This is a genomic window from Streptomyces sp. CA-142005 (assembly GCF_050942335.1).
Lineage (GTDB): Bacteria > Actinomycetota > Actinomycetes > Streptomycetales > Streptomycetaceae > Streptomyces.
Map to the genome: position 1 here is coordinate 355,426 of NZ_CP192078.1, position 20,126 is coordinate 375,551.

21 protein-coding genes and 4 pseudogenes are annotated in these 20,126 nt (G+C 69.1%); 14 read left to right on the forward strand and 11 right to left on the reverse strand.

Annotated elements, in window-relative coordinates:
* Window positions 1–463: 463 nt before the first annotated feature.
* From ACQPXS_RS01840 to ACQPXS_RS01850, 3 genes are all read left to right on the forward strand, one after another.
* The gene (locus tag ACQPXS_RS01840) at window positions 464–886 is read left to right on the forward strand and encodes an Hsp20/alpha crystallin family protein (RefSeq protein WP_433446270.1); all 423 of its coding nucleotides are present in this window, start codon (window positions 464–466) and stop codon (window positions 884–886) included.
* A gap of 245 nt (window positions 887–1,131) precedes the next feature.
* On the forward strand, window positions 1,132–3,657 hold the full coding sequence (locus ACQPXS_RS01845) for an ATP-dependent Clp protease ATP-binding subunit (RefSeq protein WP_433446272.1): 2,526 nt from the start codon (window positions 1,132–1,134) through the stop codon (window positions 3,655–3,657).
* Between the two features lie 148 nt (window positions 3,658–3,805).
* The gene (locus tag ACQPXS_RS01850; RefSeq protein ID WP_433446274.1) at window positions 3,806–4,189 is read left to right on the forward strand and encodes a hypothetical protein; all 384 of its coding nucleotides are present in this window, start codon (window positions 3,806–3,808) and stop codon (window positions 4,187–4,189) included.
* A gap of 204 nt (window positions 4,190–4,393) precedes the next feature.
* On the opposite strand, the gene ACQPXS_RS01855 is transcribed toward ACQPXS_RS01850, so the two are convergent.
* The 5 genes from ACQPXS_RS01855 to ACQPXS_RS01875 all read right to left on the reverse strand — a co-directional run bounded on the left by ACQPXS_RS01855 (window position 4,394) and on the right by ACQPXS_RS01875 (window position 8,920).
* Window positions 4,394–4,546 carry a hypothetical protein gene (locus ACQPXS_RS01855; RefSeq protein WP_208030453.1) on the reverse strand — a complete coding sequence of 51 codons (153 nt, stop codon included), beginning with the start codon at window positions 4,544–4,546 and terminating at the stop codon, window positions 4,394–4,396.
* A 76-nt stretch (window positions 4,547–4,622) separates the two neighbouring features.
* The gene (locus tag ACQPXS_RS01860; RefSeq protein ID WP_433446276.1) at window positions 4,623–5,348 is read right to left on the reverse strand and encodes a dienelactone hydrolase family protein; all 726 of its coding nucleotides are present in this window, start codon (window positions 5,346–5,348) and stop codon (window positions 4,623–4,625) included.
* 180 nt (window positions 5,349–5,528) lie between these two features.
* Window positions 5,529–6,749 carry an RNA-guided endonuclease InsQ/TnpB family protein gene (locus tag ACQPXS_RS01865; protein WP_433446278.1) on the reverse strand — a complete coding sequence of 407 codons (1,221 nt, stop codon included), beginning with the start codon at window positions 6,747–6,749 and terminating at the stop codon, window positions 5,529–5,531.
* Window positions 6,750–7,387: 638 nt separating this feature from the next.
* Window positions 7,388–8,188, reverse strand: a complete 801-nt coding sequence (locus ACQPXS_RS01870) for a phosphotransferase (RefSeq protein ID WP_433446280.1) — start codon at window positions 8,186–8,188, stop codon at window positions 7,388–7,390.
* A gap of 57 nt (window positions 8,189–8,245) precedes the next feature.
* Complete coding sequence (locus tag ACQPXS_RS01875; RefSeq protein ID WP_433446282.1) at window positions 8,246–8,920, reverse strand: formylglycine-generating enzyme family protein; 675 nt, start codon at window positions 8,918–8,920, stop codon at window positions 8,246–8,248.
* Between the two features lie 115 nt (window positions 8,921–9,035).
* Between ACQPXS_RS01875 and ACQPXS_RS01880 the strand changes: the two are divergent.
* A pseudogene (locus ACQPXS_RS01880) lies at window positions 9,036–9,165 on the forward strand (IS3-like element ISMyma3 family transposase); the annotation flags it as partial.
* Between the two features lie 580 nt (window positions 9,166–9,745).
* On the opposite strand, the gene ACQPXS_RS01885 reads toward ACQPXS_RS01880, so the two are convergent.
* On the reverse strand, window positions 9,746–10,204 hold the full coding sequence (locus ACQPXS_RS01885) for a carboxymuconolactone decarboxylase family protein (RefSeq protein WP_433446284.1): 459 nt from the start codon (window positions 10,202–10,204) through the stop codon (window positions 9,746–9,748).
* 86 nt (window positions 10,205–10,290) lie between these two features.
* Between ACQPXS_RS01885 and ACQPXS_RS01890 the strand changes: the two genes are divergently transcribed.
* Together ACQPXS_RS01890 and ACQPXS_RS01895 are read left to right on the forward strand one after the other, a co-directional pair.
* Window positions 10,291–11,166: a sigma-70 family RNA polymerase sigma factor gene (locus ACQPXS_RS01890; RefSeq protein WP_433446286.1), complete on the forward strand. Its 876-nt coding sequence runs from the start codon at window positions 10,291–10,293 to the stop codon at window positions 11,164–11,166.
* Between the two features lie 798 nt (window positions 11,167–11,964).
* Window positions 11,965–12,150 carry a hypothetical protein gene (locus ACQPXS_RS01895; RefSeq protein WP_433446288.1) on the forward strand — a complete coding sequence of 62 codons (186 nt, stop codon included), beginning with the start codon at window positions 11,965–11,967 and terminating at the stop codon, window positions 12,148–12,150.
* Between the two features lie 102 nt (window positions 12,151–12,252).
* On the opposite strand, the gene ACQPXS_RS01900 is transcribed toward ACQPXS_RS01895, so the two are convergent.
* Window positions 12,253–12,417, reverse strand: a complete 165-nt coding sequence (locus tag ACQPXS_RS01900; protein ID WP_433446290.1) for a hypothetical protein — start codon at window positions 12,415–12,417, stop codon at window positions 12,253–12,255.
* A gap of 354 nt (window positions 12,418–12,771) precedes the next feature.
* On the opposite strand from ACQPXS_RS01900, the gene ACQPXS_RS01905 reads away from it, so the two are divergent.
* The 6 genes and pseudogenes from ACQPXS_RS01905 to ACQPXS_RS01930 all read left to right on the forward strand — a co-directional run bounded on the left by ACQPXS_RS01905 (window position 12,772) and on the right by ACQPXS_RS01930 (window position 16,006).
* A complete protein-coding gene (locus ACQPXS_RS01905) occupies window positions 12,772–13,134 on the forward strand; it encodes a MarR family winged helix-turn-helix transcriptional regulator (protein WP_433455658.1) in 363 nt (120 codons plus the stop codon).
* Window positions 13,131–14,564 (forward strand): MFS transporter, encoded by a 1,434-nt coding sequence (locus ACQPXS_RS01910; protein ID WP_433446292.1) that lies wholly within the window; start codon window positions 13,131–13,133, stop codon window positions 14,562–14,564. The genes ACQPXS_RS01905 and ACQPXS_RS01910 overlap by 4 nt, the downstream gene beginning before the upstream one ends.
* A gap of 33 nt (window positions 14,565–14,597) precedes the next feature.
* A complete protein-coding gene (locus tag ACQPXS_RS01915) occupies window positions 14,598–14,891 on the forward strand; it encodes a DUF1330 domain-containing protein (protein ID WP_433446294.1) in 294 nt (97 codons plus the stop codon).
* A 29-nt stretch (window positions 14,892–14,920) separates the two neighbouring features.
* A pseudogene (locus tag ACQPXS_RS01920) lies at window positions 14,921–15,093 on the forward strand (2Fe-2S iron-sulfur cluster-binding protein); the annotation flags it as partial.
* A 13-nt stretch (window positions 15,094–15,106) separates the two neighbouring features.
* Window positions 15,107–15,447 (forward strand): annotated as a pseudogene (locus ACQPXS_RS01925) (FAD binding domain-containing protein); the annotation flags it as partial.
* A gap of 190 nt (window positions 15,448–15,637) precedes the next feature.
* The gene (locus tag ACQPXS_RS01930; protein WP_366808804.1) at window positions 15,638–16,006 is read left to right on the forward strand and encodes a VOC family protein; all 369 of its coding nucleotides are present in this window, start codon (window positions 15,638–15,640) and stop codon (window positions 16,004–16,006) included.
* A gap of 652 nt (window positions 16,007–16,658) precedes the next feature.
* Here the strand turns inward: ACQPXS_RS01930 and ACQPXS_RS01935 are convergent.
* A complete protein-coding gene (locus tag ACQPXS_RS01935; protein ID WP_433446296.1) occupies window positions 16,659–17,237 on the reverse strand; it encodes a GNAT family N-acetyltransferase in 579 nt (192 codons plus the stop codon).
* 273 nt (window positions 17,238–17,510) lie between these two features.
* Between ACQPXS_RS01935 and ACQPXS_RS01940 the strand changes: the two genes are divergently transcribed.
* Complete coding sequence (locus tag ACQPXS_RS01940) at window positions 17,511–17,780, forward strand: hypothetical protein (protein WP_433446298.1); 270 nt, start codon at window positions 17,511–17,513, stop codon at window positions 17,778–17,780.
* 98 nt (window positions 17,781–17,878) lie between these two features.
* Complete coding sequence (locus ACQPXS_RS01945; protein ID WP_433446300.1) at window positions 17,879–18,145, forward strand: hypothetical protein; 267 nt, start codon at window positions 17,879–17,881, stop codon at window positions 18,143–18,145.
* Window positions 18,146–18,252: 107 nt separating this feature from the next.
* Here ACQPXS_RS01945 and ACQPXS_RS01950 read toward each other — a convergent pair whose 3' ends face one another.
* The 3 genes and pseudogenes from ACQPXS_RS01950 to ACQPXS_RS01960 all read right to left on the reverse strand — a co-directional run bounded on the left by ACQPXS_RS01950 (window position 18,253) and on the right by ACQPXS_RS01960 (window position 20,096).
* On the reverse strand, window positions 18,253–18,906 hold the full coding sequence (locus ACQPXS_RS01950; RefSeq protein ID WP_433446302.1) for a methyltransferase domain-containing protein: 654 nt from the start codon (window positions 18,904–18,906) through the stop codon (window positions 18,253–18,255).
* An 83-nt stretch (window positions 18,907–18,989) separates the two neighbouring features.
* Window positions 18,990–19,356 (reverse strand): annotated as a pseudogene (locus ACQPXS_RS01955) (hypothetical protein); the annotation flags it as partial.
* A 173-nt stretch (window positions 19,357–19,529) separates the two neighbouring features.
* Window positions 19,530–20,096: a TetR/AcrR family transcriptional regulator gene (locus ACQPXS_RS01960; protein ID WP_433446304.1), complete on the reverse strand. Its 567-nt coding sequence runs from the start codon at window positions 20,094–20,096 to the stop codon at window positions 19,530–19,532.
* Window positions 20,097–20,126 lie beyond the last annotated feature (30 nt).

The window sequence follows — 20,126 nt, forward strand, 5'->3', positions numbered from 1 at the left end:
CACTCGACGGCGCGGCGGCACCTGGACGGCGGCGATCTGGTGGTGCGTCTGCCGTGGCGGTGGGCGCCGGCGGCGCGACGCCGCAGCGTGCGCCTACTACTTGGGTTCGTGGACAGGTCCGCCTGGAGCCGCACTGGTGGCGCGCGGTGCGCCTGCACCCCGGGCGCCACTACCGCTTCCGCCCGGGACGCTGGTGCGTGGGCGAGCTGGTGCACGCCAGGGGGCCGGGACTTCGCCGTCCTGCGCGCCTGAGGACCGGTGCTCGTGGTGACGAGCTTCGGCCACGACGCCCCGTATCCCCGCCCGGCCGTGTCCACCTCCGATCCGGAGACCGACGCGGCCAGGCTGCGACAGATCACCGCCCCGCAAAAAGTTGAGCCGACAGTTGTCAACTTTCCGGCGCAGTGGTACATCAGAAGTAGAGCGGATCGGACGCGGGAATGACGTGAAGGAGGGATGACAGATGCTGATGCGTACGGATCCCTTCCGCGAGCTTGACCGGCTGGTCGAGCGGGTCTGGGGCACGGCCGCGCACCCGGCGGGCATGCCCCTGGACGCATGGCGTGAAGGTGACACGTTCTTCGTGGAGCTGGACCTGCCGGGCGTGGACGCGGAGTCGATCGATCTCGATGTCGAGCGCAACGTCCTGACGGTGAAGGCCGAACGCAAGCCGGCGTACGGCGAGAACACCGAGACGGTGGTCACCGAGCGGCCCGCGGGGACGTTCAGCCGGCAGCTGTTCCTCGGCGAGACCCTCGACACCGACAAGATCGAAGCCTCCTACGAGGCCGGTGTGCTGAGGCTGCGGATCCCGGTCGCCGAGCAGGCCAAGCCTCGCAAGATCGCCGTCAGCGGCGGCAGCGACCGCAAGGAACTGGGCGGCTGACGCCACAGCGACTCCATCTCTTCAAGGGCCTCGGGCATCAGTCCGGGGCCCTGACGCCGTGTTTGACCCTTCGCGCGTAGGCGACCGCGGGGCGCCGGCAGGTGACAGGCCCCGTGGCCCCGTAGCCCGGCCCCGCATCGCACCGCAGATCGCGACGCCGAGGGCGGGTGAGCGCGCGGTGGGCGGGGTACGCGGCTGCAACGTCGTGAGACGGCGGCGTGATCAGGCGGGAAAGGGGTGCACAGATGACTTCTGCTTTCGGGTTCGGACGGTCTCCGTTCGAGGAGTTCGATGATCTTTTCGCCCGCTTCTTCGGTACCGGACCGGTGTCCGGGCAGCGGCGCCCGAGGCAGGTGGACATCGGCAGCCTGCTGTCGGAGCGCGCCCGCGAGCTCGTCGTCCGGTCCCGTGCCATCGCGGCTGCGGACAAGAGCGAGGAACTGGATTCCCGGCACCTGCTGGCCGCCGCGCTCGAGGTGGACACCACACGCCGGATGCTCCACGAAGCGGGTGTCGACGTGGAGCGGCTCCGTGAGCGTCTGGGCACCGGCCCGACACTGACCGCCGAGGCAGCCCAGGGCGGCCCTGCGGAGCTGTCGCCGTCGGCCAAGCGGGCGCTGCTGGACGCCTACCAGCTCTCCCGGCAGCTGGGCACCTCCTATATCGGCCCCGAGCACATCCTCCAGGCCCTGGCCTCCAATGCGGAGTCGTCGGCCGGGCGTGCCCTGACCGAGGCCGCCGGCGGCCGGCAGACCTCCCTCACTTCATCCGCCGCGCACTCCTCCGAGCAACCCCGCAGGCCGAGCAGCACGCCGACGCTGGACGAGTTCGGCCGCGACCTGACCGAACAGGCCCGCGCCGGGAAGCTCGATCCGGTGATCGGCCGGGACGAGGAGGTCGAGCAGACCATCGAGGTCCTCTCCCGGCGCAGCAAGAACAACCCTGTCCTCATCGGTGACCCCGGCGTGGGCAAGACCGCCATCGTGGAGGGCATCGCCCAGCGCATCACTGCGGATGACGTACCGGCCACGTTGAAGGGCAAGCGGCTTGTCGCTCTGGACCTGGCCGGGATGGTCGCGGGTACCAAGTACCGGGGTGAGTTCGAGGAGCGGCTGAAGAAACTACTGGAGGAGGTGCACGAGCACGGCGACGAACTGGTGCTGTTCCTGGACGAGCTGCACACCGTCGTCGGTGCCGGCGGTGGCGGCGAGGGCGCCATGGACGCCGGGAACATGCTCAAGCCGGCCCTCGCCCGCGGTGAGCTGCACCTGATTGGTGCCACCACGGTGGACGAGTACCGCCGGCACATCGAGAAGGATGCCGCCCTGGAGCGGCGCTTCGCGCCCATCCTGGTCGGCGAGCCCACAGTGGACGACACCGTGGAGATCCTGCGCGGCCTGCGAGACCGCTACGAGGCCCACCACCAGGTCCGCATCACCGACGAGGCGCTGGTCGCGGCGGCCGAGTTGTCCGACCGCTACATCACCTCCCGGTTCCTGCCCGACAAGGCGATCGATCTGATGGACCAGGCCGCCGCCCGCGTGCGCCTGCGCGCAAAGACGGCTCCGGCCGACACCCGTGAGCTGGAGGATCGCATTGCGGCGCTGGGCCGGGAGAAGGACCAGGCCGTCGCCGACGAGGACTACGAGCGTGCCAAGGACCTGCGCGACCAGATCAAGCAGGCCGAGCGGGAACTGGCCGCCGCGCAAGGCCAGGCGGAGGACGAGCGGGAGCCGAAGGTGACGGCGGAGGACATCGCCGAGGTCGTCTCCCGCACCACCGGCATCCCCGTCTCCCAGCTCACCCAGGAAGAACGCGAGCGGCTGATGAAGCTGGAGGAGCACCTGCACCAGCGGGTCGTCGGACAGGACGAGGCCGTCACCGCGGTGGCCCGCGCGGTGCGCCGGGCCCGCGCCGGCATGGCCGACCCCAACCGGCCCGTCGGCTCCTTCCTCTTCCTCGGCCCCACCGGCGTGGGCAAGACCGAACTCGCCCGCGCGCTGGCCGCCGCACTCTTCGGCGACGAAGGACGGATGATCCGCTTCGACATGAGCGAGTTCCAGGAGAAGCACACCGTCTCCCGCCTGGTCGGCGCCCCGCCCGGCTACGTCGGCTACGAGGAGGCCGGCCAGCTCACCGAGCGGGTGCGCCGCCAGCCGTACGCGGTGCTGCTGTTCGACGAGATCGAAAAGGCCCACCCGGACGTCTTCAACGCGCTGCTGCAGATCCTGGACGACGGCCGGCTCACCGACGCCCAGGGCCGCACCGTCGACTTCAAGAACACCGTGGTCATCATGACCTCGAACATCGGCGCCGACCGCATCCTGAGCGCGGGCGTCGCCGACTACGCCAAGGTCCGCGACTCGGTGATGCCCGCGCTGCAGCAGCACTTCCGTCCGGAGTTCCTCAACCGGATCGACGAGATCATCGTCTTCCGCGGCCTGGAACGGGGTCAGCTGCGGCAGATCGTCGACCTGCTGCTGGAACACACCCGCCGCCGCCTGCACGCCCAGGACATCACCCTGGACATCACCGACGGCGCGGCCGACCTGCTGGCCAACATCGGCCACCAGCCCGAGTTCGGCGCCCGCCCGCTGCGCCGGACCATTCAGCGCGAGCTCGACGACCGCCTCGCCGACCTGCTGCTGTCCGGCACCCTCAACCCGGGCGACCGCGTCCGGGTGGACGCCGTCGACGGGCGGCTCGAGCTGCAGCCAGTATCGGCTGGTGCTGCGGAGCAGGACAGCAGCGGCGGACAGTCGCCGGCCTAGGAGAAGGGGCTGTCCGGGCAGGGTGCCTTGTCCGGACGGGGAACGGGCCGCGCGCCTTCGGTGCGCGGTCCCTGTTCTGCTGCGCTCCTCGACGAGGGGCGGCCGCCGTGCCGCTGGGAGCACCGGAAGCCTGGGAAGGGAGACGCGTGTGCAGGAGCCGCCCGAAATCTCCGGTGACGCCGTGCGGGGTATCGCCACGGGCGAGGACGGGATCGACGCCTCGCTCGCCCTGGTCGGCCTGCGCGGGCGCCTGCGTCTGCTGCTGGGGATGGTCCGCGCGAACCGGCCATGGCGCCTGGTGCCGCACATGGCCAGCGCCACTGCCGCGGCCGCCGCGACCGCGGCCTTCGGCCTGTTCTACTCGAGAATCTGGAGCATGGCCGACGAGCTCCCACCGGCCCGGCTCACGCTGATCATGTCCCTCGCCATCGGCGTCATGGTCGCCTGGCCGCTGCTGCACCACCACCTGTGGGACACGGCCGCGCGCAGACGTCCAAGCGGCAGGTGGTGCTGTACCACGCCGCCACCCTGACCGCTTTGTTTCTTCGGCGTGCTGTGCCTGTACGTACTGCCGTACACCCTGGCGTTGGTGTCGGCATTCATCGTCATCGACTCCGGCTGCCTCGCCTCCCGGCTCGGGCACTCGACCGGCGTCGGGGAGTACGCAACGCTTGCCTGGCTGTCGTCCTCGATGGGCATTGTGGCCGGTGCTCTCGGCACGGCGGCGAGGCCGGCATCAGGACCCGGGCAGGCGTTCCGGCTCCCCGCCGTCGGCGTCGAACACCTTGGTGAAGGTGGCCCCGCACCGGCAGCGGGAATGCTCGATCAGCTCGCCGTCGGCCGACACGCTCAGCCCCTGGCTGAGCCGCACGTGCACATGATCACCCATGAGGAGCTCGCGGGTTGCCGAAAAGCCCCGGTCGACCGGCTTGGCTTGCGGTCCGGGATCGTGGTTGCCGACCAGATCACTCCGTTATGGGCAGGCACTCGGCGAGCAGGTCGACGACGTCCCGCCAAGCTCGCTGCGCGTGCTGAGGGTGAAAGCCGACCCCAGGAAGCACGATGTGGTCGACCGGTGGGTGGTGGAAGGCGTGCAAGGCGCCGCCGTAGACGACGAGGCGCCAGTCAACGCCCGCAGCCTGCATCTCGGCAGTGAATGCGTCCCGTTGCGCGGGCGGCATGATCGGGTCTTCCGACCCGACCCCGGCCCACACCGGGCAGTGAATGCGCGCCGTCTCGCCTGATCGGCCCGTGGTCAGTCCGTTGACTGTCGCGATCGCGCGCAGGTCGACGCCGTCGCGCCCGAGTTCCAGCGCGATTGCGCCCCCGGTGCCGTAGCCGACGGCGGCGATCCGGTCCGGGTCGGTCCGCGGCTCGGCGCGGAGCACGTCGAGCGCCGCGTGGCCGATGCCTCGCATCCGGTCGGGGTCAGCGAGCAGCGGCATGCAACGGGCCAGCATCTCCTCAGGGTCGCCCAAATAGCGCCCGCCGTGGAGATCGAAGGCCAGGGCCACGTATCCCAGCTCGGCGAGCACATCGGCCCGGCGGCGCTCGATGTCGCTGAGCCCCACCCCCTCGGGCCCGACCAAGACCGCGGGCCGACGGTCGACACCGGCCGGGAGCGCGAGATGCCCGATCATCGTCAGGCCGTCGGCCGCGTATTCGATCGTGCGCGTTGTCACCGTCGTCATGAGCCTGGACTGTAGTGATCGTCGAGCCCGGTCGGGCCGGTGTTCTGCCGCTGGCAGAAGGCAGGTCTCGGGCGTATTCCGGAACCACCCCGTCAGCGGTTCAGCTCAGAGCTTTGAAGGCTCCCCTCCCTGAAGGGAAGGGGATTCTCCACCCTCCAGGGTTGAGCGGGGATTTACGGCTCAGGCCGCCACCGGAGCCGGCGGCCCCGGCGGTCTCACGCCCTCGACACCGTCCGGGTTCCAACCTGCCCGGACCAGCATCACGCGGGCGGAGTTCTTGTCCCTGCAGGACACGACTCCACACACGGTGCAGGCATACGTTCTCATCGACAGAGGCAGTGCGTGCTTGGTTCTCGCTCCGCACTGCGCGCAGTCCATCGTGGTGTGCGCCGGGTGCACAAGACGCACGTCCCGCGCGTGTTTGCGGCCCATCTCGCACAGGGCACGCTTCGTCGCGGCGATGGCGGCATCGGCCGCCTTGCGGGCCATGGTCGTCTTCGCCAGGAACCTCGGCCGAAAGTCCTCCACCGCAACCCCGTCATGGCCGCGCATCACCCGCTTGGCCCACTTGCGGCCGGTGTCCTCCCGCTGCCTCGCGATCTTCTTGTGCAGCTTCGCCGCCTGGGCCTGCGCCTGCCGGTAGCCCGCGGATGCGGGCCGTCCCTTCGGAGGCCGCCGCCGGGCCATCATCCGCTGGTACCTCGCCAGCCGCTGCGCGGCCCGCCTGCCGTGCTCGGCATGCGGCAGATCGTAGGCGTCGTCGGTGGTGGTGGCGGTCTCCTTCACACCCCAGTCCACGCCCAGGACGCGGCCGGTCTCACAGAGCGGCTCAACCTGAGCCGGGACGACGAAGGACGCATACCAGTGGCCGAGGCTGTCCTGGTACACCCGCACACTCGACGGGTCCGCGGGCAGCTCCCGCGACCACACCACCCTCAACACGATCTGGCCCGCAAGGTGCAGACGGCCGTCCCTGAGGCGGAAACCGCGCTTCGTGTAGTTCAGGCTGGGCCGCGCCTCACGCTTCTTCTTCCACCTGGGCATCCCAGCCCGGCGCTGCTGCGGCAACCGGTCCTTGATGTCCTTCAGCGCCTTCGCCCTCGACCTGGCGAAGTCCCGAATCACCTGCTGCTGCGGCACGCTCGCACCCTCAGCCAGCCACGGCGACACCCCGCGGGCCTCGGTCAGCATCTTGTCGAGCTGAGCCGGACCACACGTCAGCTTCTCGCCACCCGCTATGCCCTGCACGTGGACCTGCTGGGACTTGGCCACGCATTCGTTCCAGATCCAGCGGCAGCGATCCCACTCCGCTTCAAGCGCGCGCCGCGCGGCAGCCGACACGCGCACACGGAAGGTGTACCGGGCATGCCCGGCGTCCTTCGTGGTCGCCTCCGTCGTCATGCATCCGAACCTACCCCGAAGGACTGACAGTCGAGAGTTCTCGATCATCGCGGGCGACAACACCGCCGTGCGGGGTGGACACCGGATCGCCCTGACGGCGATCCGGCTATCCCTGCCCTGCCCCGCAGGAGTCCGATTCCTCCCCGGCCTGAAGGCCGGGGCATCCTCGGAGAAACCCGGTGAACAAACCGCCGTCCGCCCGAAGGGCGGGCGCACCGGACGCCGCTGCTCGCAGACGGGGTCTGTTCACAGGCTCTAATCGACTGTCGCCGGTCCTCGAGGAAGCCAGCCTGTTGGTCATCTTGCGTGATCTCCTGGGGCGTATCGGCCCCATGTCCCGCCTGTCTCTCTGATGAGGCGGCTGGTGGTCTTGTCGTGGTAGCCGACGGCGTCCGCAACGACGGGGCCGGGTAGTTCGAGGAGTTGCTGTCGGATGGCAGCACCGCGGGCAGCGGCGGCCGGGACCCCGACCTCGTTGTGTGCGCGGTGCGGTACGTCGGCCTACTGCGAGGCGGTGCGGGCGTTCCGGACGGCTGGGACCCGCGTCTCGGCGCGGGCCCGCAGCGCGACCCGGATGCGCCCGGACTCCGGCCGCAGCAGCGCGACCCGGAAAGTTTGTCCTAAAACGTCCGGGCCGGTCAGTTCAGCAGGGCAGCCGTGAACGTCTTGCGGTGGTCCACCAGCCAGGTCTGCACGCGGTCCCAGCGTTCCCATCCACCACGCTCAGCCAACGCCTGGAGATAGACGGGGTCTCCGCTGGCCACGCGGCGGGCGACAAAGGCCCGGCAGACCTCCGTGGCCTGCTCGATGACGCCAGGCAACTCGGCGCGGCCCCCCGCCGAGAGGCCGTAGCCGTCGGCAAGAATCCGCAGCCGTGCGGCCGCGTCCAGCCCGGGGGGATAGAGAACGGCCGCGGACTCTGGATCAAGCATGGGCACCCAGTAGCGGGCGGTCATGGCGATGTCCCAGAGGGCACGACCCGGGGCCGCCAAGTCGAAATCGATCAGGGCCGCGGCACGACCGTCGCGGAAGACGACGTTCTCCGGGCACACATCGTTGTGGCACAACATCCTTCCCCCCTCCGGGTCGGCGAGGTCCGGGGGCCACTCGGCACGGGTGTCCACCGCGACGGCGGCGCTGCTCTCATGCAGACGCCGCAGCAAGCTCCCCACCGATTCGAGAGCAGAACTCGTCATCGCCCAGTCCGGGAACGGCGGCAGAGCCACGTCGCCAGGGATGAAAGTCAGCTGCTCGCGGCCGCCCGCGGTGAGACCGACGGGGCCGGGCGCCGAATCGAAGCCGCGCTCCTTCAGCGCAAGGAGATAGGCATGCAGGGCGCGCGCGTTGCGTGGTGCCGGTCGCTCCACCAACTCCCCCCGGCGGAAGACCGCCCCCGCGTTGACCATCCCGCCGACCAGCGCCTCGTCTTCAGCAGTCATGAGCATCACGCTATCGCCGGATCGACCCCGCGCGGGCGGGGCTGCACACAACGTGGATCAACGCATGACGGAACGCGCGACGCGGAATCCCACGTCGTCGACCTGGAAAGTCGGGTGGCTACGGCGCCGCGCAGAGGCCCGGCAACTCCAGTGCTCATCGAACCAACCACCGCCACGGAGCACCCGGTAGGCGCCATAGACCTCGGCGTCGTAGACGTCCCAGCACCAGTCCCAGACGTTGCCGAGCATGTCGTAAAGCCCCCACGAGTTGGGGTGTTTGCCGCCCACGTCGTGGATGCGTTCGTGCGAGTTTCCGCGGTACCAGCCGATCTCGTCGAGGTCCCCGTAGCGGGGCCCGGTCGTCCCGGCACGGCAGGCGTGCTCCCACTCGGCTTCGGTCGGCAGTCGATACCCGTCGGCGGACGCGTCCCACTCGATGACTTCGGCCTCGGCATGGATGTGGTACGCGGGCGTGAGGCCGGCCCACTGGGACAGGGCGTTGCAGAACCGCGTCGCGTCCCACCAGGAGACGCACTCGACGGGCAACTGGTCCCCACGGGTGGTACTCGGCCGCTGGCCTGTGATCTGTGTGTACAGCGCCTGGGTGACCGGGGATGCCGCAAGCTGGTAGGGCGCAAGTTCGACCGACCAACTGCGCTGTGTCCGCCGGTCCGACAGCGTCACCTGCCCCGGCGGGATGGCGACCATCTCGTTCCCCATCATCAGGTCCATGATCAGGAGATCCTAACGAGACCTGTCGGTGCGAAGCGACAGAGCCGCTGATGGTTGTCCTCGGCTGAACCGCCCCGGGGCCGATGAAGGCTCGATTCCCTGAGAGGGTCGAGTCATGGCACGTCCGTCCCCCTGTCCTGCTGAGCTTCGTGAGCGTGCGGTGCGCATGGTCGTGGAGATCCGTCCGAACTATCCGACCGGGTGGGCCGCGATGAAGGCAGTGGCGGCGAAGCTGGGGATCGGGGGGTGCCGTCCGGCGCGGCCAGGAACTGAATGTTGCCGCCGAAGCTCTTGTGCTTCTGGGAGAACCACAGGTGGTTGCCGATCTCCCGGACCCCGGCCAGCCGGTCGCAGGCGATCAGCGTGCCGTCTAGCACCACGTGAGTCATCCCCTCGGCGCGGCGGAGGTCCAACGCCTCCTGCAGGTCGGGAGCTTGGGCGGCCAGCACGCTGATGCCCTCATGGAGGTAGCGGTAGCCGGTGGTCTGCGAGATCCCGGCGTCCCGGGCCAGGTAGTGCACGCACCCGTGTTCTCGGAACCAGCGCAGCACCAGTACCGCCTGGCGGAACGGGCCCAGGGCGCGAGAGCCCTTTCGGCGTGCCGATCCCGCGCCGGTGGGCGGCCGGCAACTGGGCGAGGAACTCCACGATGTGGCGTGGGACGTCGAGCGTGGCAGCATAGGTGACCAACGTGAAGCCTCTGGTTCGAGCGGACATGATCTTGGCAGACCAGTCCTGCCAGAGGCTTCACGCCTGTCCCGGCCTCGCGGCGCATCCGAAGATCATTTCGCTGGGGAACCTCAGTGGGTAAGAGCCAAGGTGGGCTCAGCCCCAGGTCTTGCCTGCCGGTTCCTTGATGGTGCGGTTGATCCGGTTGAAGAAGTTGGTCAGCGCGATCTCCAGGTTGATCGCGCCGATCTGCTCCTCGGTGAAATGGGCGTTGACCTCTTCCCAGATCTCGTCGGTGACACCCGGCGCACCATCCTGCAACCGGGTGGCGGCCTCGGCCAGCGCCAGTGCCGCGCGCTCCGCATCGGTGTAGAACGGCGCCTCACGCCACGCCGCTACGTTGTGCAGCCGCTCATCGGTGTCACCGGCCTTCTTCCCCCCGGCGACACTGGCGTAGACGCACGCCGAGCAGCTGTTGATCTGGCTGACGCGCAAGTGGACCAGCGCGAGCAGCTTCGGGTCGACGCCCCCGGCGGCGATCGCCTTCTGGAGGTGCTGGATCGCGGTCCACACATCGGGGTTGTTCGTGTTCTTGTTCTTGAGCCGGTTTTCCATGTGGGAGTGGTCTCCTTCATCGGGTTACGTTGCGGCGCCTGTGCGCGTCATCCCTATGACGGAGCAGCTTCCACGGAGGTAACAACATGGCCGGCACCGATCCCGCGGACCCGATCGTCGATGCCTTCGAGTCCCACCGTGACCGGCTCCGCGCCGTCGCCTACCGCATGCTCGGATCACATGCCGATGCGGAAGACGTGGTCCAGGAGGCGTGGCTGCGTCTCTCCCGCCAGGACACGGACACCATCGGCAATCTCGGCGGCTGGCTGACCACCGTGGTCGGCCGCATCTGCCTCGATGTCCTGCGGTCGGGCCGGACGCGCCCAGAAGTCTCCTTCGACGACCAGCTACCCGAATTCACCGTGATGCTCGACGACGCTCCCGCTCCGGAAGACCTCACGGCAATCGGGGACTCCGTCGGCCGCGCGCTCCTCACGGTCCTCGACTCGCTGCGCCCTGACGAACGACTGGCGTTCGTGCTGCACGACGTGTTCGCCGTGCCCTTCGCGGAGATCGGCACCATTCTCGGCAAATCCGCCGACGCGACGAAAATGCTCGCCAGCCGCGCCCGCAGGAAGGTACGAGCCGCCCAGCAGCCGGCAAGCGCCGGACGACAGCAACGCGAGGTGGTGCAAGCCTTCCTGGCCGCAGCCCGCGACGGCCGGTTCGAGCAGCTGCTTCAGGTTCTCCACCCCGAAGTGAAGTTCACCGTCCACACCCCGAACGGCACGTTCGTCACGCTCGGGGCCACCGAAGTCGCCACCCGCGCGCGAGTGGCCGGCAGCGCGGCACGCGGACATGCGGCGACCGTCAACGGCCGCCCCGGCGTCATCTCCTGGAGCGAGGACGGCACCCCGCTTTCCCTCCTGGCCTTCGCTGTCGCCGACGGCCACATCACCGAGATCACCGCCGTGGTCGACCCGGCCAAACTCGCGCTCATGGACCTGCCGGACCCGGCGTGACTCCCACCGGCGAAGGCCGCGCATACTCGAAGTGGTCCACGCCTGAACCGCAGAGACGTTGAACTTGGCCTCTGAGAAAACCTCAGTGGCACGACAAAGAACTGGACCTGCAAGCTCCTCGACCAGAAGAAGCACGTTCTCCAGAGCCACAGCGGGACCTTCACCGGATGGACCTGCGCCACACCGACGTACTACTACACGTCGGGCACCCGTATCTACACGTGCGTCCGCGCCCAGGCCGGATACAAGGACGGTTCCGCCTCCGCCTTCGATGAGATCTGCGGCTAGCGAGACGAGCGAGCACCACACGAGCACGCGTTCCAGGGGCGCTCGCCAGCGCCCCTGGAACCCACCGCAGTCGACGGCCCAGGGGGACAAACCATGCAGAGCAGAAGACACCTGCCCGCCATCCGCGCACTGGGGGCCGCCGCTGGCCCGACAGGCGCCTTTGGCGTCGCGGCTCCACAACCCCCGCTTCTGCGTCAACCTCGCCTTTCCTCCGCATCGTCACGCCTCCAACCCGGTTGTCCTGGAACACCTTCCGGGAGACCAAGCCGCCGAGCTCGATCTGGGCGTCTACATCGCGACAGACGGCGCTCCCTCGGAGTTGCGTGCATCGCGCGCGTCCTACGCGACGCCTGTCCAATTGACCCAGGTCACTGGCGACGCAGGAGCCACAAGCAGCAAGAAGCTGCCGACCGGCCTGGTGACGGACTGCCCTCGCAGAGCCGCCGTCACCTTCTCCTGCCGGGCGCCCTGCCCGGCCTCCCGCGCAACCGCGCCGGTCTGGCGGACCAGATGAAGCACCACGGGCTCCCCGTACGCGCTGCACACAACGCCGCGCTGATGGAGGCCATCACAGACGTGGCGCCCATCGTCGTCGCCGATCTCTTCGGTATCAGCAACCCCGACCGACCGCCGCTGGTCCCAGGCGGGAACAGCTGGGCGCCCTACCTCGCCGCCCGGCAGCGAACACGGCCGTAGCGACCGGCCAGAACGGCCGGCCGGCACCGTCACACCGGTGCCGGAACGAGATCGGGCCCTCAGTCGGGCCGATTCCCGCCTGCGGCGCCTGGCCGTCATCAGCTACGGGCCGCTCGCGCGTGCGGGTCTGATGCGTTCGTGGAACAGGCGGTGGCCGCCGGAGGCTTCGAGGGCGTCGACCTGCCACTGGATCTCCTGGGTCCGGGGCGAGACGCGGGCGTACGCGAGTCCGACCTCCATCGGCGTGGACGCCGCCGCGGGCTTCACGGCATGCGGCAAATCTCCGCAGGGCGAACCCGAGCCGGGCGCCTGGACGCGCACGCGGATCCGCTCACAGGGCGCAGTCGAGAACGGGCGGCCCGTCGTACTGCGAGCCGGTCGAGAACAGGTCGCGCAACCGCGGGCGCGTCACTGTGCAGGTCGCACAACCCCACGACCCGTTCCGGACGGCCCGACGTTGAGCAACCGCCCGCGCCAGTCGGCCATTTCCATAAACTATGAATATAAAACTGCTATGCTTCGAGCATGAGTCGTCAAGACACCGCCCCGGGCGCGTCCACCGCCATCGGGGCAGCCCTCTACGACCTGGCCACCAGGGCCGCGAGACGCCTGCCCCGGGACATGAGCCTGACGTCCGCCGCCACCCTGGCCACCCTGGACCGGACCGGCCCGCGGCGCATCACCGATCTGGCCGCGGTCGAGGGCGTCACCCAGCCCGCGATGACCGCCCTGGTCCGGGTGATGGAGGAGTCCGGCCTGGTCGAGCGGCGGGGCGACGCATCCGACAAACGGGTCACGCTGGTGTGCCTGACCGAGGCCGGCGCCTCCTATGTCCGGACGCGGCGCCAAGCGGGCGTCCACGCGTTCGAGCGGTTGATCGGCGAGCTCACCGGCGACGAGGCCGAGGCGCTGGTGGCGGCCCTTCCGGCGCTGAAGCATCTGGCAGAGCTCGAAAGCCAGGGCCGCGAAGGGCCGAAGCAGTGACCGGGCAGCCGGTCGGCGGCGTCGCGGTGAAAGCGTTCCCGATGGCGCGTTCCGAGGCGCGGCTGCTGGTCCCCGCCCTGATGTTCATCGCTCTGGTCGTGGCGGCGGTCGCCGGCCTCGGGACGCCGCTCATCACCAGCGTGGCGACCTCGTTCCACGTCTCGCTCGGCAGCGCGCAGTGGACGCTGACCGTCGCGCTGCTCAGCGGCGCCGTCGCCACGCCGGTCCTGGGCCGGCTCGGAGCCGGCCCGCACCGGCGGGCCACGATCCTCGCCACGCTGGCGGTCGTCGTCGCCGGCAGCACGCTCACCGTGCTGCCGCTGCCGTTCGCGTGGCTGCTGGCCGGCAGGGCGGCCCAGGGCGTCGGGCTCGGGCTGACGGCGCTGATGATGGGCGTGGCCCGGGACCACCTCCCCGAGGAGCGCAGCGCGGCCGTGATCGCCCTGATCTCGGTGGTCTCGATCATCGGGGCCGGCGTCGGCTACCCGCTGGCCGCGCTGCTCGCCGAGCTCGGCGGGGTACGGGCCGCCTACGGCCTCGGCCTGGTCGTCACCGCCGCCGCCCTCCTGACCGCGTGGCGCTCCATGCCCGAAGCCCCCGAAGGCCGCTCCGCCCACGTGGACGTGGCAGGCGCGGTCGTCCTGGCCGCAGCGCTGCTCCTGGTGCTGTTCCTCGCCGGCGAACGGAATCTGTGGAGCCGGCACCTCGCCGTGGCGGCGGCCCTCGCCGTCGTCGCGGTGGTGCTGCTCTGCGTCTGGGCCGTCATCGAGCTGCGCAGCACGACGCCCCTGGTCGATGTGCGGGCGGTGCGGCACCCGGCGGTCGCCGGGGCGAACCTCGCCATGTTCGTCGGCGGAACCGGCATGTACCTCCTGCTCACGCTCATCACCCGGTACGCGCAGACGCCGCACGGCGCCGGCTACGGCTTCGGGCTGACGACGTTCGTCGCCGGGCTGGTCCTCATCCCGTTCTCGGTGCTGGGGTTCGTCGCCGGCAAGCTCACGCCGCGGGTCCGGACGCGGATCGCCGACCCCCTGCTCCTGGCCGCCAGCGCCGTCGTGGTCGGCAGCGGGTTCGCCCTGTTCGCGGCGGCCCGGTCGGACCTGTCCGAACTGTTCGCGGCGATGGGCGTGCTCGGCTTTGGCGTCGGCGGCTTCTCGGCCGCGATGCCCGGCGTCATCCTGGCCGTCACCCCCAAGAGCGAGACGTCGAGCGCCATGAGCTTCAACTACGTCGTCCGCAGCGTCGGGTACTCCCTGGGCAGCGCCATCGGCGGTCTGATCCTCGCCGCGGGCACCGGCCCCGGCCACCTCTTCCCCGACGACAGCGCCTACACCACCGCGGCGCTGGTCGGCATCGGCGCCCTGGCGATCACGACGCTGACAAGCCTCGCTCTCGCCCGCCGACGCTCGTCCGAGACCAATCCGTAAGTCAGATGCACTCATCCCAACACTGGAGGTTCCATGCCCAAGGGCTACTGGGTCAGCGTCTACCGCACCATTTCAGACCTTGAGAAGCTGGCTGCTTACAACAAGCTGGCCGCTCCGGCCGTCGCGGCCGGGGGCGGTCGGACCATCGTCCGCGGCGGTCGGGTCGTGGCGTACGACGCCGGAATCGCCGAGCGCACCGTCCTGGTCGAGTTCGACAGCTTCGAGCAGGCCGTCGCGGCGCACGAGAGTGCGGCCTACCAGGAGGCGCTGGTCGCCCTCTCCGACGGCGTCGAGCGCGACTTCCGCATCGTCGAAGGCATCGACTGACCGAGGTCCAGTCGGATCTGCACTGAACCTTCCAGTGCGGCTACTGCACCCCGGCCAGATCATGTACGGCGTCGGGTGCATCAAGGAGGGCCACACGGGCTCCCCGGAGGAGATCCGGGAGTGGATGAGCGGCAACACCTGCCGCTGCGGCTGCTACTTGAAGATCGTGCGCGCGGTCGAGCAGACCGCGCGCAGGAAGTAGTGGTGCGGCCGCCATGTATCCCTTCTCCTACACCCGTGCCTCCGACACTCGTGAGGCCCTCGACGCCGGTCGCCGAGGCGGCCGTTACATCGCCGGGGCACCACCCTGGTCGACCTCTTGCGCGAGACCGTGGAGCGCCCCGAAGGCCTGGTCGACATCAGCGGCCTGCCGCTGCGGGAGGTCAGAGCGACCGAGGGTGGTGGACTGCGGATCGGTGCGCTGGTGCGGATGGCCGAAGCTGCCGCTCACCCCATGGTCCGCGCCCTGTATCCCGCGATCTCCGAGTCGCTGGAACTGAGCGCGTCCGCCCAACTGCGGAACATGGCGACCATCGGCGGATTGATCCAGAGGCGTTGACACCGGTCAATGAGGCTGCGCCATCTTGAAGTGGCTGTTCAGCAGAGAGGTGACTCCGTTTCGGGCTGCTCGTACCGATCACGGACGGCAGTCTGGGGTCTAGATCGTCTGGCGGGGCGGTTTGCCGATGAGTTCACCGTCCTCGAACGGTCTACCCAGCGACACGACCGTTCTCGACAGGAGTGCCATGTCCACCATCCAGCCAGTGATCCTGACTGCCGACCACGACGTCCTGCTCGGCTTCTATACGAAATTGTTCGGCGCCGAAGAGATCTTCCGAGTGCCGGCGGAAGGCCCGGCCTTCTACCTCGGCTTGCGCATCGGCGACACCGACCTCGGGCTCGTGGCCAAGGAAAACCCGGGGACCGGGGCGGCACCGCGGATCCTGCTCAGCATCGGTGTCGACGACGTCGACGAGACGCTCGGCCGGGTGGAGGCGCTGGGCGGCTCGGTCCGCAGCGGCCCCAACGACATGCCGTGGGGACAGCGCGTCGCCCACATCCAGGACCCCGACGGCAACCCGCTGAACATCACCCAGCCGATCCCGGCCCGGTGACGCTGTTCCGGGTGCTTGTGCCGGTCGTTGGCTACCTGCGGCACAGATCAATTGTCGGTAATGGCTTCGAGGGTCGTCGGCACGAGTAAGCCGCGCAGGAGGTGGGGTGGCTCGAGCGGGGTCGGTGCGGAAGCTTGGTGAGGATCCGCCAGTTCTTAAGGTGGCAGCGCAGGATGCCGCCCAGAGCCAAGACTTCTCCTCGCTGACGTCGCACGATGCCCTGGACCGCGGCCGAAGGCAGGCCTTCGACCGGAACTGGAAGGTCTGCAGCCACAACACAGCCGCCGCCACGATGGTGCCGACCGACACCCCCTGGACTTCGGCACGGTCAAACTGGAAGAAGCCTGCCCCGCCAAGGACCACACGGTGCCACCGGCGGCCGCAGGCACGATGCCGAACTCCAAGGGAAAGTCGGTAAAGGCGGCTCGCACTGCCCTCGACACCAGCACGTCGATGAGCGTCAAGGACAGCACGGCAGAGGATCGTTGGGTGCTGGTGGAGAGCAACCGGCACGTATGCAGCCGAACTCCGGGCGCCGGCGCCGAGTCGAAGGGGCGGCACGTGACCTTTGCCCGGTTCGCCGTTGTGTGTGGATGAGGCGCAGTGATCGGTTGCTTGGGGTGAGCCGATACCGGGTGCCGAGCGACGGAACTCAGTGGGCGGGAACCGGCTCGGACGACGGCCGCCACTCCCGCCTGATCAGCCCGTAGACCCACGAGTCAGAGACCTCGCCGTTGACGACGCAGTCTTCCCGCAACGTCCCTTCCCTCACGAAGCCGAGCTTCTCGAGCACGCGGGCAGAAGCCACGTTGCGCGTATCGGTCTCAGCTTGGACGCGATTGAGGTCCAGCGTGTCGAATGCCCACCGCAGCAGAGCGCGCGCGGCCTCGGTCGCGTAGCCGTGGCCCCACGCCGCGTCGTCGTAGCAGTATCCGAGCGACGCGCTGCGGTAGTCCGGATTCCACCTGCTCAGGCTGCACCAGCCGATGAACGCCCCGTCGGAGACACGATCCACGGCCAGCCGCGCCCCGCTGCCCTCCTGTGCCATCTGCCGGCAAGCCGTGATGAACTTCTCGGCGCGCGAGCGTTCGGTCCACGGTGGCGCGTCCCAGTAACGCAGGATGTGGGCGCTGCTGTGCAGTGCGAAGAGGTTGTTCGCATCCGCGTCGTCGAAGGCACGCAGTCGAAGGCGAGCGGTGAGCAACGAGGGGGTGGGCAGCGACGTCCTCATGTTCCCTCCCTCATCGGTGGCCGATCAATCAGACATCCGTTGCGGGCCACTCGCAACGGGTTTTCTCGGCGGGCTGGCAGACGTGTCCGCTCATCGGCGCGACCGAGCGCCCCCACAGCGCGGCACTTGAGGTGATGCCCGGGCTGGCCTTTCGGTTGGGCTGAGCAGGCTGATTGCGGCCCGCGGGAGGGCTGCGGCCGGGGCAGGGTGAACAGCCCCTGCTCGGTCTCGGCCAGGTTCCCCCGCTCGGCGAGCCGCTGGAGCTTCAGACGGATGTTGTTGATGTGGCTGGGAGCGATCTCCACGTCCATCGCCTCACACACCGCCCGCGCCGACAGCGGGGATCGGCCGCCGCGCGTAGCGGTCGACGAGGGGTTCGAGGTAGTCGGCGTGGGGGCCTTCGAAGGCCTTGAGGTCGGCCGGGGCGTGATCGAAGGCGATCTGGTCGAGCTCCGGGGGGCCTGGCCGGCGGCAGTTCAGCAGGCGCTCGGCTGGGCACCCGCCGAGCGCCTGCTCACTCCCCCTCTGAGTTATCTGTGCTGATGGTGATCGCAGTGCGAAACGGGTGTTGCCGGTCGGCGCTTCCGACTGGTGGGGAGGCCCTCGGAGCGCCGTCTCCGAGGCCCCGTACAGTGGCGCGCATGTCGCCCAGACCCAGACCGAAGCTGATGCTGCAGTGGTTCGCCATGCCTGTGCTTTGCGCCGTCACGCTCGTCGTCACTCACAAGCTGAGGACCGGCCACTGGTACGTCCCATACATACCTGTGGTTGCCCTGTTCTCGATCGCCACCTTCGGGTTCTGGTACAACAGCGACCCCGAGCGCGTCCTGCGTGCGAAGACGCGCAAGACAGAGCGGGAAGCTCAGCTCCGCAGGGAGATCGAGGAAGCCCGCAACCTGCCGAGCTGAACCGTCTTCAGCGCTGTATGCACGACGACGGCGTCGGCTACGGCACCGGCGCCGCCGGTGCGCGTCCATGGTGAGTTACAGTCAATATCGGTGGATCTAAGCTGTGCTCACGTCAGCGTGGGCTTGCGGGCCAGGATCTGGATCCCCGTTGACTCATGCCCGTTCATGGTGGCCACCGTGATGTTCCGGGTGTCGACGGTTTCGAACCCGGCGAGCAGGGTGGAGAGCCACTCGCGGGAGTGATGGCGACAGACCGCACCGTCGCCGGTTTCGAACACGCCATAACCGCCGTAGCGATCGGCATAGCGGCTGTAGCGGCTGCGGTTGCGTTCGTCGCCTTGCAGCAGAAGGTCGCTGATGTAGAGGATCCCGCCGGGCTTGAGAACGCGGTTCAGCTCGGCGATCAATCGGTGTTGGGCTTCATCGCCGGGGACACACGTCAGGACGGCGAAGAGCAGGACCGCGTCGAAGCCCGCGTCCGGGTAAGGCAAGACCGGTGGTCCATCCAGGGCTGCAAAGCGCATGGTGGGGTGCAGGTAACGTGCCCGTTCGATCATTCCTGGCGAGGTGTCGGCCCCCGTGAGGTCGTCGAAGCCGTGCCGTTCGAGCGCCTCCATGATGCGGCCGTAGCCGCATCCGTAGTCGAGGATCGCGGCCTGCCTGCCGATCCCGTTGAGCCAGGGCAGATGCAGCGGGTGGGTGAACGTCTTCGTGGCAGCGGCGGCGTCCCAGTAGGAGACCTGGCTGTCGAAGCCGGACATGACGGATGCCTCCCTGGGCACTTGACTGAAGCCGATCATGCTGCCACGGCGCTGGGACGTTCGACGAGTTGGCCCCGCTCTTGGATCTTGGGGGACTTGCAGCACCAGGGCGGCAGGATCGCCGAGAAGAATCGCTTGCGCTCACCCGTCTGGGCATCGACACGCTTGGCGTTCACCCGCGGCGCTTTCACTTCGACCAGGTCGGCCGCGGTAGTGACCTCCCGTGGCTGGTGACAGCCGTTACGAACCGCGAGCCGCCGCCCGGCACTCGTCTCGCTCGTCGATCAACTCGCCTATATGGGCGTTGACTTCCGTCTCCAGCGCGGCGGCAAGCATCCGTCGGGCACCTTCCCGGACGATGTGATCCAGTAGCGACGAACCGCCGCTCGTGGCGCCATCAGCGTTGCTCCACCCACGAGCTCGCCGACGAACCCGACGCCTACGACCCACGCATGGACGTCGACTTCACCCCGATCCGCGGCGACGGCCCGCCGACCGACGGATTCAGCCAGGCCGCGTGAGCCAGCCAAGGGCCGGATGCCGAGCAGGCCGGGCGCGTGTCGGCGAGCACCTCACGGTGCCGTGGCACCGCGGCCGAGGGCTGATCGGGGACCGAGTTGTGGTCACAGCAATCGCTCGACCAGCCCGTCGATGTAGTCCGGGGTAAGAGGGCCCATGCCGAACAAGACGCGGATATACATCGGGGCCAGGATGTGGTCCAGCACGTCGAGCACGTCGGGTGCGCGCTCGCCACGGTCGCGGGCGCGATCGAGCATGGACTGCAGTTGCCGCATGCGTTCGGCACGGAGGTCGTCACGAGCCTGCAGGCCCTGCTGACCGTTGCTCGACAGAGCGACGGCTAGGTGCAGCACCGCCGGGCCGTCAGGTCCGGTGATCTCGCGGGCCACGTTGGCCGCGTAAGTGCGCAGGTCGCCGGCCAGGCTCCCGGTGTCGGGCATCGGCGACTGCGCATTGAGGCGGGTGAGCGCCACGTCGGTGAGCAGGGTTTCCAGGCTGCCCCACCGGCGGTAGATGCTGCTGTCGGCTACGCCTGCGCGGGCTGCGACCTCACCGACGGTGAAGTTGCCGTAGCCGCGCTCGCTGATCAGGTCGGTGACGGCCTGGTGCACCTGCGCGCCGACGCGGGCACTGCGCCCGCCGGGACGCCGGGCTCGCTGTCGTTCGTTCATGCACCCCACCTTAACGCAGTCAGGACTTGC